Here is an 18003-nt window from a genome sequence, read left to right on the forward strand (position 1 = left end):
TACACGTCGGCGAGGATGATATGAAAAAGACCGCTACAACAAACAGAACTGAATATTACAAAATCAGCAGTTTTATATTTCTCTATTTCTTTACCTGGTCTGCCAGTATTGGCCTGCTGGCTATCTGGTTAGGCCAGAAAGCGAACCTCAGTGGTTCGGTGATTGGTACCGTATTTGCGGTGAACGGTATTTTCTCCGTCATTCTGAAGCCCATCTATGGCTATATTCTCGATAAGATCGGCATGAGCAAATACCTGCTCTATTTTGTGGTGGCAATGTCTGCCCTGATGGCGCCGTTCTTTATTTATGTCTATCAGCCGCTGTTAATGTCCAACACGCTGCTGGGGATTATTATTGGCGCACTCTATTTAAGCTTTGCCTGGTATGCGGGCGTGGCGGCGTGCGAATCCTATTCTGACCGTTTTAGCCGTTTAAACGGTATGGAGTTTGGTCAGATCCGGATGTGGGGCTCCCTTGGCTGGGCAGTGGCGTCTTCCTTCTCCGGCCTGCTGTTTAATCTCTCGCCAGCGTATAACTTTATGATGGGCAGCGTGGCATCGGTGGTGATGCTGATTGTCCTGTTGAGCCTGAAAGTGAATACTAACTCCGCACATGCCGGCGAAGTGCTGACGAAAGAGAAAATTGCCCCGTCAGACGTTTACGCGCTGCTGCGTAACCGTAAATTCTGGGCTTTCTGTCTGTACGTGGCGGGTGTGGCGTGGATGATGTTTATCGCCGAGCAGCAGTTTTCGCGCTATTTCGTGACCTTCTTTGATGATATTCACCAGGGCAATGCGGTGTTTGGTTATCTGGGGACCGTGCAGTCGGGAATGGAGTTTGTCATGTATATGGTGATCCCGCTGCTGGTGAACGCTATTGGTGCCAAACGTGGGCTGTTAATTGTCGGGCTGGTGGTCGGTGCGCGTCTGATTATTTCCGGTCTGTGTGATTCACATCTGTTAATTTCCATTCTTAAGCCGCTGTACGGTCTGGAAATTTGTCTGCTGCTGGTCTCCGTCTTTAAATATATTGCCGAACATTTCGATAAGCGCGTTAACGCCACTATGTATTTGCTGGGATATCAGGCGATGCTGTACGTCGGCAATGTCGTGGTCTCGTCGCCTGCTGGCTATATGTATGACCGCATCGGTTTCGAGAACACCTATATCATCATGGGCGCCACGGCGCTGATCTTCACGTTTATTTCTGCCTTTACGTTATCTGCCTGCCAGAGTAAATGGCGCGGCCCCCGCGCGCTGAACGTAGCAGAACCCTCATCACGATAATTAAGCCGTCAAAGAAGGAACCGAAATATGTTAAGTCGTATCGCAGAGGAACGCCTGCCCGCTATCCCCGTGCCCGTTGATTCGCGCGTATTCCGCGATGAACTGAGTTCAGCGCGCGACCATGTCCTCGCGCTGATTAGCCGCCATTTAACGGCGTTTGGTGAGCAGTTCCCGGCGGAAACCTGCCAGCAGGGTTTTTATCCGCTGACCGACAACGTGGAGTGGACCACCAGCTTCTGGACCGGGCAGCTGTGGCTGGCGTGGGAGATGAGCGGCGAAGCGAAATTCCGCGCGATGGCGGAAAAACATGTGCGCTCGTTTGGCCTGCGTATCGCCGGGCGCCACGACACTAACACCCACGATCTGGGCTTTTTGTATACGCTCTCCTGCGTGGCGGCCTGGCGACTGACCGGTAACCGTGAGGCGCGTGGCTTCTCGCTGCTGGCGGCAGAGGCGCTGCTGGAGCGCTTCCACGAGAAGGCAAAAATTATTCAGGCGTGGGGCGATCTGGCTGACCCGGAACAGGCCGGGCGGATGATTATCGACTGCAATATGAACCTGCCGCTGCTCTACTGGGCGAGCGAACAGACGGGCGATCCGCGCTTTGCCGATGCTGCTAAAGCACACGTGATGCAGGCAGCGAGGTACCTTATCCGTGAAGATGCCTCAACGTTCCACACCTACTATATGGATGTGCACACCGGCGCGCCGCGCTACGGCAATACTCAGCAAGGCTATGCCGATGACTCCTGCTGGTCACGCGGGCAGGCGTGGGGAATTTACGGCTTCCTGTTGAGCTACATCTATACCGGTGATGCGACGATGATTGCCCTGTCGAAACGGCTGGCGAACTACTTCCTCAACCGTCTGCCGGAAGATTACGTCTGCCACTGGGATCTGGCGCTGGTCGGCACGGATGCGCTACGCGACGCGTCCTCGGCGGCGATTGCGGTATGTGGCCTGCTGGAGCTGGTGAAGCACCTGCCGGTGACCGATCCGGATCGCGAGCGGTATTCTGAATGGGCAAAAGGAATGATGTCGTCACTGACGAAACACTACCTGATGGGCAAAGATGAGAAGGGCACTGGGCTGCTGAAGCACTCCGTTTATCATCTGGCAAGCAATAAAGGCGTGGACGAGTGCGCGAGCTGGGGGGACTACTTCTACGTGGAGGCGTTGGTCAGGTTTACCCAAAGCTGGAAGTTGTACTGGTAATATGCCTCCCTGACCCTCTCCCGGAAGGGGGAGGGCAGGAATCAGGAACAGGGTAAACTTACACCCCTTGCTCCAGAATGCGGATATGCGTTTCCAGCACATCGCCCTTCACCGCGTCGCTCCACGCTTTCATGTGCGCGGTCTGCAGGTGGGCTTCAAGATGGGCCACGGTTTCCCACTGCTCAATCATAATGATCGAGTCTGGGGCCGTAGCCTGGAAGCTGGCGGTAGTGGTGGCGTCGACCATCGGCGCGTAACCGTGGCAGCCTTCTTCCTTCAGTACAGTGGGGATAATTTTCACGAACTCATCCAGCACCGCCTGGCGGTGATGTTGGCCTGGACGAGTACGGATTTCAGCAATAACAGTAAGCATGGTTAACTCCTTCTAATTCCAGGTTACCAGTTAAGCAAAAATTTCCGCGAGATGCTTGCGATATTCTGCGATATAGCGCGGGACGTCAGGCATTTTGATGACGTCGTTCACGATAAAGGTTGGCAGCGGCGTCATTCCGAGGAACTGGTTAGCTTTGTGGAACGGCAGATATGCGCCGTCAACGCCCACCCCTTCGAAGAACTGATCTTTCTCGGTGAACGCTTCCAGCGGTGCGTTCCAGGTCAGGGACAGCATATATTTTTTGCCCTGAATCAGGCCGCCAGAACCGTATTTTTTGGATGCGTCGGAGCGGGTGCGACCGTCGCTGGCGTACAGTGCGCCATGGCCTTCGGTGAAGACATCATCCATGTATTTTTTCACGGTCCAGGGGGCGCCCATCCACCAGCCAGGCATCTGCCAGATAATCACGTCAGCCCACAAGAAGTTCTGCACTTCCGCGTTGACATCGTAATCGCTGTCCGCGCGCACGATCTTAACATCATGCCCGGCGTCGCGCAGAAAACCGTCCGCGACCTCGGTCAGGGTGTCATTCAGCTGGCCTTTAGAGTGCGCAAATTCTTTTGCACCGTTGATAATCAGAATGTTGCTCATGAGGTGTCCTCGAAGATGAAAGTATGGCGAGGATTCTACGCGCGCGAGCGATGCGGTTAAATGAGCAAAATGTGCAAAGTCTTTTGCATTAAACGCAATAATCCCTTACCAGCTGACCTTCACTTCGAAGCCGCCTTCTGCCGCATTGCCCAGCGCGACGCGCATACCATGCAGGGCGGCAATGCGCCTGACGATAGATAACCCCAGGCCGCTACCCGTTGCATCCTGTCCCGGTGGGCGATAAAAACGCTCACCAATACGCGCCAGCGCATCGGTGGAAACGCCGGGGCCGGTGTCACGCACGGTAAAACGCCGGGTGTCCAGCGTGACGTCCACCACGCTGCCATGCGGGCTATAACGCACGGCGTTGTCCAGCAGGTTACGCACCAGCAGGCTCAGCAGCAGCGGCTGGCCCTGACGTGTGACCTGCGGGGCATGAATGTTCAGGCGAATATCAATCCCGGCCTGCTGTGCCGGATGCCAGATATCCAGCACCGCCGACTGCAGGAGATCGGCCATCACGATCGGTTCGATATCGTCGAGGTTATCCAGCGAGTCCAGACGCGACAGCGTAAGGAGCTGATCCACCAGCCGGGATGCGCGATCGATACCCGCATGCAGCTGCGCCAGCGCTTTTTGCTGCGCCTGCGGATCGTCCTGATACAGTTGCGCCACGTCGGTTTGCACCTTCAGGGCCGCGAGAGGGCTGCGTAGCTCGTGCGCGGCATCTGAGGTAAAACGACGCTCGCGAGTCATCATCTCCTGGGTTCGCGTGAACAGATGGTTCAGCGAGTCGAGCAGCGGGCGCACTTCAGTGGGAACCCCCTGAGTCGGGAGCGCGTCGGTGGCATCCGGTGAGCGGGAGCGCAGGGTCTGCGCCAGTTTTTTTAACGGTTTCAGTTCCCGGCTCAGCAAAACGATCAGCAACAACAGCATCAGGGGCAGCGCCACCAGCCACGGGGTCAACTGGGAGCTGACCACATCTACCGCCATCTCCTGGCGATACTCCCACTCTTGGCCGACCACCACGCGGTACTTCCCGTCGGGTGAGGTGAGCCATAAAAAACGCCACTCGTCGTTGTCGCCCTGTAGCCGTCCATTATCAAACCCGTCGCGGCGATAGTGGTACGGAATGTCCCGCCCGTTTTCGCCGTCATTTAACATCATCTTGCCGTCGGTGGCGTAGATGGCGAAGGCCAGCGCGTCGTCATCCAGACGACCGTGCTTCGCTTTTTTGGGGATCTCACGCATCCGTTCGGGGGCCCGGATCTCATCCAGATCCATGGTCAACAGCCGTTTGGCAAACAGCATCTGCTGCGTATCGAACAGCTTATCCAGCGTGTGGGTGGTCTGCTGCCAGGCGACCAGGCTTGCGGCAAACCACGCCGTCAGCGACAGCACTAAAAAGAGGAGCGTCAGGCGCAGCTTCAGGCTCAGGCGTTGGGTCAGTTTCATGCGTCACCCAGGGTATAGCCGATACCGTGCACGGTGCGGATAAATTCGCTGCCCAGTTTACGACGAAGATGGTGGACGTGGACTTCAACGGCGTTGCTGGAGACGTCGTCGTCACAGGTGTAGAGCTTTTCCTCGATCAGCTTGCGCGGCAGCACGCGGCCCGCGTTACGCATCAGCAGCTCCAGCAGGGCGAACTCTTTCGGCTTGAGCGTCAGCGTTTCGCCGTCCAGCGTGGCCACGAGACTGGAGGGATCGAGCGTGACCTTTCCGTGGTGCAACTCGCTGCGGGTCTGGCCGTGGCTTCGGCGCACCAGCGCCTCAAGGCGGGCAGCCACTTCGATCAGTGCAAAGGGCTTGCACAGGTAATCATCCGCCCCCAGACGCAGCCCTTCGACACGCTGGTTCAACGCATCCCGCGCCGTCAGAATCAATACCGGCTCGCGGCGTCCGCTTTCGCGCCAGGCGCGCAGAATCTCCAGTCCGTCGATTTCCGGCAGCGTCAGATCCAGCACTACGGCATCATACGGTGCAGAATGAAGCGCGGTCTGGCCGGTTTTTCCGTCGGTGAACCAGTCCACGCTAAAGCCCATTTTGCTTAAACCCGCCTTGATGCCATCGCCGATCAACTTGTCGTCTTCAACCAGTAAAATGCGCATGTTCCCTCCTTGATAACGTCAGTAAACCCTCTGCATCAGCCTGCTGTACAGTAATAATAAATAAATTTTTCCCTTAAGAAGTTGTTAAGGTTTACCCTGTTAAATGGACTGCGAAACCACATTAAAGGGAGAGTTAATATGAAAAAATTCGCTGCGATTGCCGCCATCATGATGATGACCACTGCCCCTGTTTTTGCTGCACAGGGCGGATTTAACGGCCCCTCTGCCGCACAAACCCAGGCCCAGACGCAGGCGGGCGGTTTTGTCGATAATGACGCGAACCTCACCACCGCGGTGAAAGTGAAGGACATGAAGGACGACAGCTGGGTGAAGCTGCGCGGGAACATCACTCAGCGCCTGTCTGATGACCGCTACACCTTCCGCGATGAGACCGGTACGGTTAACGTGGAGATTGACCACAAGCGCTGGAACGGCGTGACCGTAACCCCGCAGGATAAGGTGGAAATTCAGGGTAAAGTCGATAAAGAGTGGAACGATTTTGAAATCGACGTGAAGCAGGTTATCAAACTGAACAAATAACCCCGAAAGGGCCGCGGATGCGGCCCTTTTTCTTTGTGACTCAACACGCCAGATAAGGTAGTATCTGCGGCAATATTGCCTGAAACCTTTCGGTTTCTGAGTTGAGGAATCACACATAATGAGCGATATGGCAGAGCGCCTCGCGCTACATGAATTCACGGAAAACGCCTACCTGAACTACTCCATGTACGTCATCATGGACAGGGCGTTGCCGTTTATCGGGGATGGCCTGAAGCCCGTTCAGCGCCGCATCGTCTATGCGATGTCCGAACTGGGGCTAAATGCGACCGCCAAGTTCAAAAAATCCGCCCGTACCGTCGGTGACGTACTGGGTAAATACCATCCGCACGGCGACAGCGCCTGTTATGAAGCGATGGTGCTGATGGCACAGCCGTTCTCTTACCGTTATCCGCTGGTGGATGGTCAGGGGAACTGGGGCGCGCCGGACGATCCGAAATCCTTCGCAGCGATGCGTTATACCGAATCCCGTCTCTCCCGCTACGCTGAAGTGCTGCTGGGCGAGCTGGGTCAGGGAACCGTGGACTGGGTGCCAAACTTCGACGGTACGATGCAGGAGCCGAAAATGCTGCCTGCGCGTCTGCCGAACATCCTGCTGAACGGCACTACCGGTATCGCGGTGGGTATGGCGACGGACATTCCGCCGCACAACCTGCGTGAAGTGGCGAAAGCCGCCATCACCCTGATTGAACAGCCGAAAACCACGCTGGACGATCTGCTGGATATCGTGCAGGGGCCGGACTACCCGACCGAGGCCGAAATCATCACCTCGCGCGCGGAAATCCGCAAAATCTACCAGAACGGCCGCGGCTCCGTGCGCATGCGTGCGGTGTGGACCAAAGAGGACGGCGCAGTTGTCATCACCGCGCTGCCGCACCAGGTCTCCGGCGCGAAAGTGCTGGAGCAGATTGCCTCCCAGATGCGCAATAAAAAGCTGCCGATGGTGGATGATCTGCGCGACGAATCCGACCACGAAAACCCGACGCGTCTGGTGATCGTGCCGCGTTCCAACCGCGTGGACATGGAGCAGGTGATGAACCACCTGTTTGCCACCACCGATCTGGAAAAAAGCTACCGCATCAACCTGAACATGATCGGCCTCGACGGTCGTCCGGCAGTGAAAAACCTGCTGGAGATCCTGAGCGAATGGCTGACGTTTCGCCGCGATACCGTTCGCCGCCGTCTGAACTATCGACTGGAAAAAGTGCTTAAACGCCTGCACATCCTTGAAGGTTTGCTGGTGGCGTTCCTCAATATCGACGAAGTTATTGAGATTATCCGTTCCGAGGACGAGCCGAAGCCGGCGCTGATGTCGCGCTTTGGCATCAGTGAAACCCAGGCCGAAGCGATCCTTGAGCTGAAACTGCGTCATCTCGCCAAACTCGAAGAGATGAAGATCCGCGGTGAGCAGAACGAACTGGAAAAAGAGCGCGATCAGCTGCAGGCGATCCTCGCGTCCGAACGCAAGATGAACAACCTGCTCAAGAAAGAGCTGCAGGCTGACGCCGATGCATTCGGTGACGACCGTCGTTCTCCGCTGCATGAGCGCGAAGAAGCGAAGGCGATGAATGAGCACGACATGCAGCCATCTGAGCCGGTCACCATTGTGCTGTCTCAGAGCGGCTGGGTGCGCAGTGCTAAAGGTCACGATATCGACGCGCCAGGGTTGAGCTACAAGGCGGGCGATAGCTTTAAAGCGGCCGTGAAAGGTAAGAGCAACCAGCCGGTCGCCTTTATCGACTCGACGGGGCGCAGCTACGCCATCGACCCGATCACGCTGCCTTCTGCCCGCGGACAGGGCGAACCGCTTACCGGTAAGCTGACGCTGCCGCCGGGTGCGACGGTTGACCATATGCTGATGGAAGCCGATGACCAGAAACTGCTGCTGGCGTCTGACGCGGGGTACGGCTTTATCTGTACCTTTAACGATCTTGTTTCCCGCAACCGTGCCGGTAAGGCGCTGATCAGCCTGCCTGACAACGCGCATGTGATGCCGCCGCTGGTAGTGGAAAACGACAGCGATATGCTGCTGGCGATCACTGCCGCCGGACGTATGCTGATGTTCCCGGTCAGCGACCTGCCGGAATTGTCAAAAGGCAAGGGCAACAAGATCATCAGCATCCCGTCAGCGGAAGCGGCGAAAGGGGTAGATGGTCTGGCGCACCTCTTTATTCTGCCGCCGCAGAGCACGCTGACCATTCATGTCGGCAAACGTAAAATCAAGCTTCGTCCGGAAGAGTTGCAGAAAGTGGTGGGCGAGCGCGGTCGACGCGGCTCGCTGATGCGCGGCCTGCAGCGTATTGACCGCGTGGAGATTGACTCTCCTGCGCGCAGTACCGCGGGCGACAGCGAAGAGTAACGCCGTTATCTCCCCCTCTGTTCCGGAGGGGGAATTTCAATAAAATTTCCCGTAAAATCGTTGTTAATTCGTGCGTTGCGATTAACAATACGCGCTCGTAATAAAGTCCTTACCTGGCCACAGGTGAAGTATAATTGTCAGCTGTCAGGGCTTCAGAGGTCGCTATGCTATTCATTGTTCGTTTAATTCTTACCATTATTTACTGCATTCTGGTCTGTATTTTCGGCTCTATTTATTGCCTGTTCAGTCCGCGCAATCCGAAACATGTCGCCACCTTCGGCCATATGTTCGGCCGCCTTGCGCCGCTGTTTGGCCTGAAGGTAGAAAAACGCCTGCCGGAAGGGGCTGAGAACTTCGGTAACGCCATCTTTATCGCTAACCATCAGAACAACTACGATATGGTGACGGCCTCCAACATTGTTCTGCCACCGACCGTGACCGTGGGCAAAAAGAGCCTGCTGTGGATCCCTTTTTTCGGCCAGCTGTACTGGCTGACCGGTAACCTGCTGATTGACCGTAACAACCGCGCGAAAGCGCACAGCACTATTGCTGAAGTGGTTAATCACTTCAAAAAGCGCAGGATCTCAATCTGGATGTTCCCGGAAGGGACGCGCAGCCGTGGCCGTGGCCTGCTGCCGTTCAAAACCGGTGCGTTTCATGCTGCAATTGCGGCAGGTGTTCCAATTATTCCTGTGTGTGTTTCCAATACTTCTAATAAGATTAATCTTAACCGCCTGAATAACGGGCTGGTGATTGTCGAAATGCTGCCGCCGGTGGATACCAGCAAATACGGTAAAGATCAGGTTCGCGAGCTGGCAGCACACTGCCGTGAACTGATGGCTCAGCATATTGCGCTGCTCGACAAAGAAGTCGCAGAGAGAGAAGCCGCCGGTAAGAAGTAAGCCGGCGTTAAAAGGGAAAACGAATTCCCGCGTTGTTAGTCGTTTCAGATGGAGCTTATATGTCATTCAGTCGGCGTCAGTTTATTCAGGCTTCCGGGATCGCCCTTTGTGCGGGTGCGCTGCCGCTGACAGCCAACGCCGCCGGGCAGCAACAGCCGCTGCCCATTCCGCCGTTAATAGAATCCCGTCGCGGGCAGCCGCTTTTCCTGACGCTACAGCGCAGCCACTGGTCCTTTACCCAGGGCACGCGTGCGCCGGTGTGGGGCATTAACGGACGTTACCTTGGGCCGACCATACGCGTGTGGAATGGCGATGACGTTAAGCTGATCTACAGTAACCGTACGACAGAAAATGTCGCCATGACCATCAGTGGCTTACAGGTGCCTGGCCCGCTGCTTGGCGGCGCGGCACGCATGATGTCGCCTAATGCTGACTGGGCGCCCGTTCTGCCGATTCGTCAGAGCGCGGCGACGCTCTGGTATCATGCCAATACCCCTAACCGCACGGCCCAGCAGGTATATAACGGCCTGGCCGGTATGTGGCTGGTGGAAGATGAAATCAGTAAATCCCTGCCAATCCCGAACCACTATGGCGTGGATGATTTTCCGGTCATTATTCAGGACAAACGGCTGGATAATTTCGGTACGCCGGAATACAGCGAGCCGGGCAGCGGTGGCTTCGTTGGCGATACGCTGCTGGTTAACGGCGCGCAAAGTCCGTATGTCGAAGTGTCGCGCGGATGGGTACGTCTGCGTCTGCTGAACGCCTCTAACTCGCGCCGCTACCAGCTGCAAATGAGCGATGGCCGTGCGCTACACGTCATCTCCGGCGACCAGGGTTTTTTACCGGCCCCGGTTTCCGTGAAGCAGCTGGCGCTGTCGCCAGGCGAACGCCGCGAAATCCTTATTGATATGACCAACGGTGATGAGGTGTCGATCACCTGTGGCGAAGCGGCCAGCATTGTGGACCGCATTCGCGGTTTCTTTGAGCCGTCGAGTATCCTGGTCTCCACCCTGGTGCTGACCCTGCGTCCTACCGGCCTGCTGCCGCTGGTGACCGACAGCCTGCCGATGCGCCTGCTACCGCAGGAGATCATGAGCGGTTCGCCGGTGCGCAGCCGCGATATCAGCCTGGGCGACGATCCGGGGATCAACGGCACGCTGTGGGACGTTAACCGTATCGATATTACCGCGCAGCAGGGTACCTGGGAGCGCTGGACCGTTCGCTCGGACATGCCGCAGTCGTTCCATATCGAAGGGGTGAGTTTCCTGATCCGCAACGTCAATGGCGCGATGCCGTTCCCTGAAGACAGGGGCTGGAAGGATACCGTCTGGGTGGATGGGCAGGTCGAACTGCTGGTCTACTACGGACAGCCTTCGTGGCCGCACTTCCCGTTCCTGTTCCACAGCCAGACGCTGGAGATGATGGACAGGGGATCCGTCGGCCAGATGCTGGTCAACCCGGCACCCTAAACCACGATACGATTCCCGGTTCGCCGGGAATGTTTATGCCCGCCAGAAAAAAGCGTGAGCACAGGATCAGTACCGGATAAATTTCCAGACGCCCCATAATCATCGCCGCACACATCAACAGCTTGGCCTCGTCTTTTAACGTCCCGAAGGTTGATGCCGTTTCGCCGAACCCCAGCCCCATATTGTTAATGCAGGCCGCAACGGTGGCAAATGACGTGAACAGATCGTATCCCAGCAGGTTCAGCGCCCAGACGAAAAAGCCCGTTATCATCACGTAGAGAAAAAAGAAGCTCCACACCGAGCGCAGAACGCGTTCATTCACGACGCTTTTGCCGACCTTAATGCTCAGCAGCGCGCGCGGATGCGCAAGTTGATTCATCTCCTGAATACACTGCTTAAACATGATGAGAAAACGCAGCGCTTTGATCCCGCCGCAGGTAGAGCCGACGCAGCCGCCAAAAAAGCTGGCGCTCAACAGCAGGAAAATGGTGTGGGGAGGCCAGTGAGCGTAATCGGCCGTCGAAAGACCGTTGTCGGTCATCATGGAGCTGGCCAGAAAGAAGGCATGTACCAGGCTGTCGGTACCGTTGTACATCCCCGCGTGCCACACCTGCCAGGCGGTGATGGCGATAATGACGGTGGCGGCACCAAGAAAGAACTTCACCTCCGGGCTGCGCCGAATCGGTTTCAGCGTGCGGCGCGCGATGACGACATACCAGAGGGTAAAGTTAAACGCGGAAAGCAGTGAAAAAGCCCCGGCGACAAGCTCAATCGCGTGGCTGTCGTAAAACCCGATGCTCTCACTTCGGGTTGAAAACCCACCCAATGAGACGGTGGAAAGCCCGTGACAGACGGCGTCAAAAAAAGGCATGCCCGCCAGCCAGTACGCCAGCGTGCAGACCAGTCCCAGCGCCAGATAGGTTACCCACAGCGTACGCGCGGTATCGGCGAGTCGGGGCGTCAGGCGTTCCTCCTTAAACGGCCCAGGCATTTCCGACTGATACAGCTTCATGCCACCGATACCGAGCAGCGGCAGGACCGCGACGGCCAGTACGATGACCCCTAATCCGCCAATGAAATTGAGCTGAGCGCGGTAATAAAGGTACGATTTCGGCAGGGCACTGACGTCTCCAATCACCGTCGCCCCGGTGGTGGTGATCCCTGAGACCCCTTCAAAGAGCGCATCGGAAAAGGAGAGTTGCAGACCGTCATCCATCCATAACGGCATGGCGCTAATCAATGAAAACAGCAGCCAGAACAGAACGATAATCACGAAACCGTCACGGGTGCGCAGCTGTATACCGGAATGACGTGTTGCCCGCCAGGTAAGTCCGCCAAGGGTAAAAAATGTCAAAAAGGTGGTTAAAAAAGCAAAGTAGGTTCGCTCTTTATTCAGCAGGGCGATAACCATCGGCGGCAGCATGGACAGGCTGTACAGAAGAACCAGAAAACCGCAGAGGTGAAGCACAACCCGCAGCTGGGACACATGTAACGAATCGTTGAACTTCACAAAGAAACTCCGTGCCAGAATGCATCCCGGTAACTGATTACCGCAAGATATAGTGGATATTATGATCCAAAATTAACAGTGCGCTGTATTTTAACGGCTTCCTGGATTTTCTGTTTACTTCTTGCATCCTTTTCTTCAAATCCGGCGGACTAACAGCGTATAATCCCGCTCCTTTTGTCTATTTTTTCTTCGGAAGCACTATGAGCGCAATTTCCCTGATCCAGCCGGATCGTGACCTCTTCTCCTGGCCCCAGTACTGGGCGGCCTGCTTTGGACCGGCGCCGTTCCTGCCGATGTCCCGGGAAGAGATGGACCAACTGGGCTGGGACAGCTGCGATATCATTCTGGTGACGGGCGATGCCTATGTCGACCACCCGAGCTTTGGCATGGCTATCTGTGGCCGTATGCTTGAAGCGCAGGGCTTCCGTGTGGGGATCATCGCCCAGCCTGACTGGAACAGCAAAGACGACTTTATGCGTCTGGGGAAACCCAACCTGTTCTTCGGCGTGACCGCAGGCAACATGGACTCGATGATCAACCGCTATACCGCCGACCGTAAGCTGCGTCATGACGATGCCTACACGCCGGATAACGTCGCGGGTAAACGTCCTGACCGCGCGACGCTGGTCTACACCCAACGCTGCAAAGAAGCCTGGAAAGACGTGCCGGTTATCCTGGGCGGCATCGAGGCGAGTTTGCGCCGTACCGCGCACTACGACTACTGGTCAGACACCGTGCGCCGTTCGGTGCTGGTGGATTCCAAAGCCGATATGCTGATTTACGGTAACGGTGAACGTCCGCTGGTGGAAGTGGCGCACCGTCTCTCACAGGGTGAGCCGGTGAGCAGCATCCGCGACGTGCGCAACACGGCGATCATGGTGAAAGAGGCGCTGCCGGGCTGGAGCGGGGTGGATTCCCGTATCATTGATATGCCGGGTAAAATCGACCCGATCCCGCACCCGTACGGCGACGATCTGCCGTGTGCGGATAACAAGCCGGTAGAGCCAAAGAAAGCCGAAACGAAAGCTATCGTTGTTCAGCCACCGCGCCCGAAACCGTGGGAAAAAACCTACGTGCTGCTGCCTTCCTTTGAGAAGGTCAAAGCCGATAAAGTGCTCTACGCGCATGCGTCCCGTATTCTGCACCACGAAACCAACCCGGGCTGCGCGCGTGCGCTGATGCAAAAGCACGGCGAGCGCTTTATCTGGATCAACCCGCCGGCAATCCCGCTTTCCACCGAAGAGATGGACAGCGTCTTCGCGCTGCCGTACAAACGCGTGCCGCATCCGGCATACGGCGAGAGCCGAATCCCGGCGTATGAAATGATCCGTTTCTCAATAAACATCATGCGCGGCTGCTTCGGCGGCTGCTCCTTCTGTTCCATTACCGAGCATGAAGGGCGCATTATTCAGAGTCGCTCCGAAGATTCGATCATCAATGAGATCGAAGCCATTCGCGATACCGTGCCTGGCTTCACCGGGGTGATCTCCGATCTGGGCGGCCCGACTGCGAACATGTACATGCTGCGCTGTAAGTCACCCGCGCGCGGAACAGACCTGCCGTCGTCTGTCGTGCGTGTATCCGGATATCTGTCAGCACATGGATACCAATCATGAACCGACGATCAACCTTTACCGTCGTGCACGTGACCTGAAAGGGATCAAGAAGATCCTGATCGCTTCCGGGGTGCGTTACGATATTGCCGTGGAAGATCCGCGCTACATCAAAGAGCTGGCGACGCATCACGTGGGTGGCTACCTGAAGATTGCCCCTGAGCATACCGAAGAAGGCCCGCTGTCCAAGATGATGAAGCCGGGTATGGGCAGCTACGATCGCTTTAAAGAGCTGTTTGACACCTACTCGAAGCAGGCGGGTAAAGAGCAGTATTTGATCCCATACTTCATCTCCGCGCACCCTGGCACGCGCGATGAGGACATGGTGAACCTGGCGCTGTGGCTGAAACAGCGTCGCTTCCGTCTGGATCAGGTGCAGAACTTCTATCCATCACCGCTCGCGAACTCAACGACCATGTATTACACCGGCAAGAACCCGCTGGGTAAAATTGGCTATAAGAGTGAAGATGTAGTGGTGCCGAAAGGGGATAAACAGCGCCGTCTGCATAAAGCACTGCTGCGCTACCACGATCCGGCTAACTGGCCGCTGATCCGTCAGGCGCTGGAAGATATGGGTAAAAAGCATCTGATCGGCTCGCGCCGCGACTGCCTGGTGCCTGCGCCTACGCTTGACGAGATGCGTGAAGCGCGCCGCCAGAACCGCCATACGCGTCCGGCATTGACCAAGCACACGCCGATTGTGCATCAGCGTTCAAACGGTAACGCCAGTGCGAAGAAACCCGTGAAACGTAAAGCGTAAAAAATAAAAACCCCGGCGAGCCGGGGTTTTTTTATTCACCCGCCAAACTGATCGGGATCCGGGCCTAAACGCTTGCCCTTGTCCAGCTTCGCAATTTCACTCAGTTCATCTTTATCCAGGCGGAAATCCCAGACGTCGAAATTCTCAGCGATACGCGATGGCGTGACCGATTTCGGGATCACCACCAGGCCGTTATCCAGATGCCAGCGAATAACGATTTGCGCCGGCGTCTTGCCGTATTTATCCGCGAGATCGCGAATAATTTTCTGGTCGAACACCCCTTCACCGCCCTGTGCCAGCGGGCTCCAGGACTCGGTCTGGATCTTGTGCGTGGCGTTCCAGGCGTGAAGCTGACGCTGCTGCATCAGCGGGTGCAGCTCAATCTGGTTGATAACTGGCGCGACACCCGTCTCGTCAATCAGGCGCTGCAGGTGGTGAACCTGGAAATTACACACGCCGATGCTTTTCACCAGCCCTGCCTGCTGCAGCTCAATCATCCCTTTCCAGGCGTCAACATAGTGATCGATAGCCGGGACTGGCCAGTGCATCAGATAGAGATCGACGAAATCGAGCTGGAGTTTGTCCAGACTCTCCTGCAAGGCTTCGCGGGGGCGTTTTTGATCGTCGTTCCACAGTTTGGTGGTAATGAAAAGGTCGTCGCGGGGCATGCCAGCGCTGGCCAGTGCCTTACCCACGCCGTCCTCATTTTTGTACGCGGCGGCGGTATCAATCGACCGATAGCCGACTTCCAGTGCTTTATGAATGGCGGAGACGACCTCGTCGTTACCGGCTTTCCATACACCTAGCCCCAGTTGGGGCATCACGTTGCCATCCTGCAGCTTGATTACGGTTTGGTTTGCCATTTTTCCTCCTTCAGGTGCTCATCGTCGGAGGGAACCCCCGACGATGTGATGTGCATTAAGTCTGGACGAAATGTCAAAAAACGAAAGGCGGGATGTCAAAAACGCTTAGCGTGCCGCTTCGTAGATACGACGGCTCACTTCCAGCGTAATGTCGCCGTGCTCGCCCAACTGGGTCATACCGTGTTCTTCAAGTTTCGCCAGCAGGGCAGGGATGGAGCTGCCATCCAGGCCATAGCCGGACAGACGCGTTGGCACGCCCAGACCTTCAAAGAAGCTGCGGGTTGCTTCGATAGCCGCGTCGATACGCGCATCGTCAGAACCTTCGGTGATGTTCCATACGCGCTCAGCGTACTGCAGCAATTTAGCGCGTTTGGTATCACGTTTTTCGTTCCACAGTGCAGGCAGGACGACGGCCAGCGTTTGCGCGTGATCCAGACCGTGCATGGCCGTCAGTTCGTGGCCCAGCATATGGGTTGCCCAGTCCTGCGGCACGCCGGCACCGATCAGACCGTTCAGCGCCTGGGTTGCCGCCCACATCACGTTGGCGCGCACATCGTAGTTTTCCGGCTCTTTCAGCGCTGTCGGGCCGTCTTCAATCAGCGTCAGCAGAATGCCTTCCGCGAAGCGATCCTGAATTTTGGCATCTACCGGGTAGGTAACGTACTGCTCAACGGTGTGCACAAACGCATCAACCACACCGTTCGCGACCTGACGTGCAGGCAGGGTGTAGGTGTAAACCGGATCGAGGATGGCGAATACAGGCTGAACGTGATCGTTCATAAAGGCCTGCTTATCACCCGTGGTTTTACGGGAGATAACGGCACCTTTGTTGGATTCAGAACCGGTCGCAGGCAGGGTCAGCACGGAACCCATTGGGATCGCGCTTTTGATATCGCTGCCGCGGGTTTCCAGAATGTGCCACGGGTCAATACCGTCCGCGTAGTGCGCCGCAGCGGCGATGAATTTGGTGCCGTCCAGGACGGAGCCGCCGCCGACTGCCAGCAGGAAGGTGACTTTTTCATCACGGGCGATCTTGACCGCGTTCATCAGTGTTTCATAAGACGGGTTAGGCTCGATACCGCCGAACTCACGCACGTCCAGACCTTCCAGCGCGCTGTAAACCTGATCCAGTACGCCGGTTTTTTTCACGCTGCCGCCACCGTAGGTGATCAGTACGCGGGCATCAGCGGGGATCTGTGCGCGCAGGTCGGCGATAGCGCCTTTACCAAACAGAATGCGGGTTGGGGTGTGGAGATTAAAATTATTCATTGCTCGTTCCCTTATGTGGGTGAAAAACCGTGGTGGCGCTGAAGGCGACCTGATGCTGCACATTGTGGCCGTCCGGGGCTATCCTCTCAATGCACATTCCTGCCGATGTCTTGCCCATTTCTACAGAGCGCTGGAGAAAACACGGTAAACTGCGCACACTGTCAACGTCGGAAACCGTAGCCGGAGTAACGTAAAATGAACCGTGAAGCGATCTGCCTTCAGCTTACTGCGCAGATTAAAAGACTGATTGATAAAGAAAATGGCGTCGGTGACATGTTGCCTGACATTCGTCTTCTGTATGGGACGCAGCCAGGGACACGCACACCGGTCATGTACCAGCCGGGCATCGTTTTTCTCTTTTCAGGCCATAAAATTGGCTATATCAATGAGCGCGTGTTCCGGTATGACACCAATGAATATCTTCTGCTCACAGTACCTTTACCCTTTGAATGTGAAACTTTCGCGACAGAAGCGGTACCGCTGGCGGGCATTCGTTTAAATGTTGATATCCTACAGCTGCAGGAACTGCTGATGGAGATTGGCGAGGACGCATTGTTCCGGCCGTCGATGCCCGCGAGCGGGATTAACTCCGCGACGTTATCCGAGGAGATCCTCTGCGCCATTGAGCGTCTGCTCGACGTTATGGAACGGCCGCTGGATGCACGCATCCTGGGCAAACAGATTATCCGCGAAATTCTTTACCATGTGCTGCTGGGGCCGGGCGGTGGGGCATTACTCGCGCTGGTCAGCCGCCAGACGCACTTCAGCCTGATTAGCCGCGTGCTCAAGCGTATCGAAAGCCAGTACACGGAAAACCTGAGCGTTGACCAGCTGGCGGCGGAAGCAAACATGAGCGTCTCGGCGTTTCATCATAATTTTAAGTCGGTGACCAGCACCTCACCGCTGCAGTATCTTAAAACCTATCGGCTGCATAAGGCTCGTATGCTGATGATCCACGACGGCATGAAGGCCAGCGCGGCGGCGATGCGGGTGGGCTATGAAAGTGCGTCGCAATTTAGTCGGGAGTTTAAGCGTTACTTCGGCGTCACGCCGGGGGAAGATGCGTCGCGCATCAGAATGATGCAGGGGACCTGAGGGGA

Annotated in this window: 14 protein-coding genes and 1 pseudogene; 8 read left to right on the forward strand and 7 right to left on the reverse strand. The window is 56.3% G+C overall.

All coding sequences use genetic code 11. The features are described 5' to 3' along the window. Positions 1-20: 20 nt before the first annotated feature. Positions 21-1286, forward strand: coding sequence for an oligosaccharide MFS transporter (locus QE396_RS20555; protein ID WP_020883649.1), 1266 nt, complete (start codon positions 21-23; stop codon positions 1284-1286). A gap of 27 nt (positions 1287-1313) precedes the next feature. Then, on the forward strand, positions 1314-2501 hold the full coding sequence (locus QE396_RS20560; protein WP_020883650.1) for a glycoside hydrolase family 88 protein: 1188 nt from the start codon (positions 1314-1316) through the stop codon (positions 2499-2501). A 58-nt stretch (positions 2502-2559) separates the two neighbouring features. On the opposite strand, the gene QE396_RS20565 is transcribed toward QE396_RS20560, so the two are convergent. The 4 genes from QE396_RS20565 to qseB form a co-directional block, all read right to left on the reverse strand. After that, positions 2560-2874: a putative quinol monooxygenase gene (locus QE396_RS20565; RefSeq protein WP_014171627.1), complete on the reverse strand. Its 315-nt coding sequence runs from the start codon at positions 2872-2874 to the stop codon at positions 2560-2562. A 30-nt stretch (positions 2875-2904) separates the two neighbouring features. After that, complete coding sequence (locus tag QE396_RS20570; protein ID WP_020883651.1) at positions 2905-3486, reverse strand: NAD(P)H-dependent oxidoreductase; 582 nt, start codon at positions 3484-3486, stop codon at positions 2905-2907. 105 nt (positions 3487-3591) lie between these two features. Further along, positions 3592-4941 carry a quorum sensing histidine kinase QseC gene (gene qseC / locus QE396_RS20575; protein ID WP_014171625.1) on the reverse strand — a complete coding sequence of 450 codons (1350 nt, stop codon included), beginning with the start codon at positions 4939-4941 and terminating at the stop codon, positions 3592-3594. Then, a complete protein-coding gene (gene qseB, locus QE396_RS20580) occupies positions 4938-5597 on the reverse strand; it encodes a quorum sensing response regulator transcription factor QseB (RefSeq protein WP_309952311.1) in 660 nt (219 codons plus the stop codon). The genes qseC and qseB overlap by 4 nt, the downstream gene beginning before the upstream one ends. Positions 5598-5735: 138 nt before the next feature. Here qseB and QE396_RS20585 point away from each other — a divergent pair, with 138 nt between their 5' ends. The 4 genes from QE396_RS20585 (at position 5736) to ftsP (ending at position 10888) form a co-directional block, all read left to right on the forward strand. Further along, the gene (locus QE396_RS20585) at positions 5736-6137 is read left to right on the forward strand and encodes a YgiW/YdeI family stress tolerance OB fold protein (RefSeq protein ID WP_020883653.1); all 402 of its coding nucleotides are present in this window, start codon (positions 5736-5738) and stop codon (positions 6135-6137) included. A 118-nt stretch (positions 6138-6255) separates the two neighbouring features. After that, the gene (gene parC / locus QE396_RS20590; protein ID WP_014171622.1) at positions 6256-8514 is read left to right on the forward strand and encodes a DNA topoisomerase IV subunit A; all 2259 of its coding nucleotides are present in this window, start codon (positions 6256-6258) and stop codon (positions 8512-8514) included. A 164-nt stretch (positions 8515-8678) separates the two neighbouring features. Further along, a complete protein-coding gene (gene plsC, locus QE396_RS20595; RefSeq protein ID WP_020883654.1) occupies positions 8679-9416 on the forward strand; it encodes a 1-acylglycerol-3-phosphate O-acyltransferase in 738 nt (245 codons plus the stop codon). A 59-nt stretch (positions 9417-9475) separates the two neighbouring features. Next, positions 9476-10888 (forward strand): cell division protein FtsP, encoded by a 1413-nt coding sequence (ftsP, locus tag QE396_RS20600; protein ID WP_020883655.1) that lies wholly within the window; start codon positions 9476-9478, stop codon positions 10886-10888. On the opposite strand, the gene QE396_RS20605 is transcribed toward ftsP, so the two are convergent. After that, a complete protein-coding gene (locus QE396_RS20605; RefSeq protein ID WP_309952314.1) occupies positions 10872-12398 on the reverse strand; it encodes a TrkH family potassium uptake protein in 1527 nt (508 codons plus the stop codon). The two genes, ftsP and QE396_RS20605, sit on opposite strands and share 17 nt — an antisense overlap. 200 nt (positions 12399-12598) lie before the next feature. Here QE396_RS20605 and QE396_RS20610 point away from each other — a divergent pair. Continuing rightward, a pseudogene (locus QE396_RS20610) lies at positions 12599-14771 on the forward strand (YgiQ family radical SAM protein). Between the two features lie 35 nt (positions 14772-14806). Here the strand turns inward: QE396_RS20610 and dkgA are convergent. Then, positions 14807-15634, reverse strand: a complete 828-nt coding sequence (gene dkgA / locus QE396_RS20615; protein ID WP_020883657.1) for a 2,5-didehydrogluconate reductase DkgA — start codon at positions 15632-15634, stop codon at positions 14807-14809. Between the two features lie 105 nt (positions 15635-15739). Beyond that, on the reverse strand, positions 15740-16903 hold the full coding sequence (gene yqhD / locus QE396_RS20620; protein ID WP_020883658.1) for an alcohol dehydrogenase: 1164 nt from the start codon (positions 16901-16903) through the stop codon (positions 15740-15742). 195 nt (positions 16904-17098) lie between these two features. Here yqhD and QE396_RS20625 point away from each other — a divergent pair, with 195 nt between their 5' ends. Then, positions 17099-17998, forward strand: a complete 900-nt coding sequence (locus QE396_RS20625; protein WP_020883659.1) for an AraC family transcriptional regulator — start codon at positions 17099-17101, stop codon at positions 17996-17998. The last annotated feature ends 5 nt before the right edge of the window (positions 17999-18003 follow it).

The organism is Enterobacter sp. SORGH_AS_0287 (genome assembly GCF_031453695.1).
Lineage (GTDB): Bacteria > Pseudomonadota > Gammaproteobacteria > Enterobacterales > Enterobacteriaceae > Enterobacter > Enterobacter ludwigii.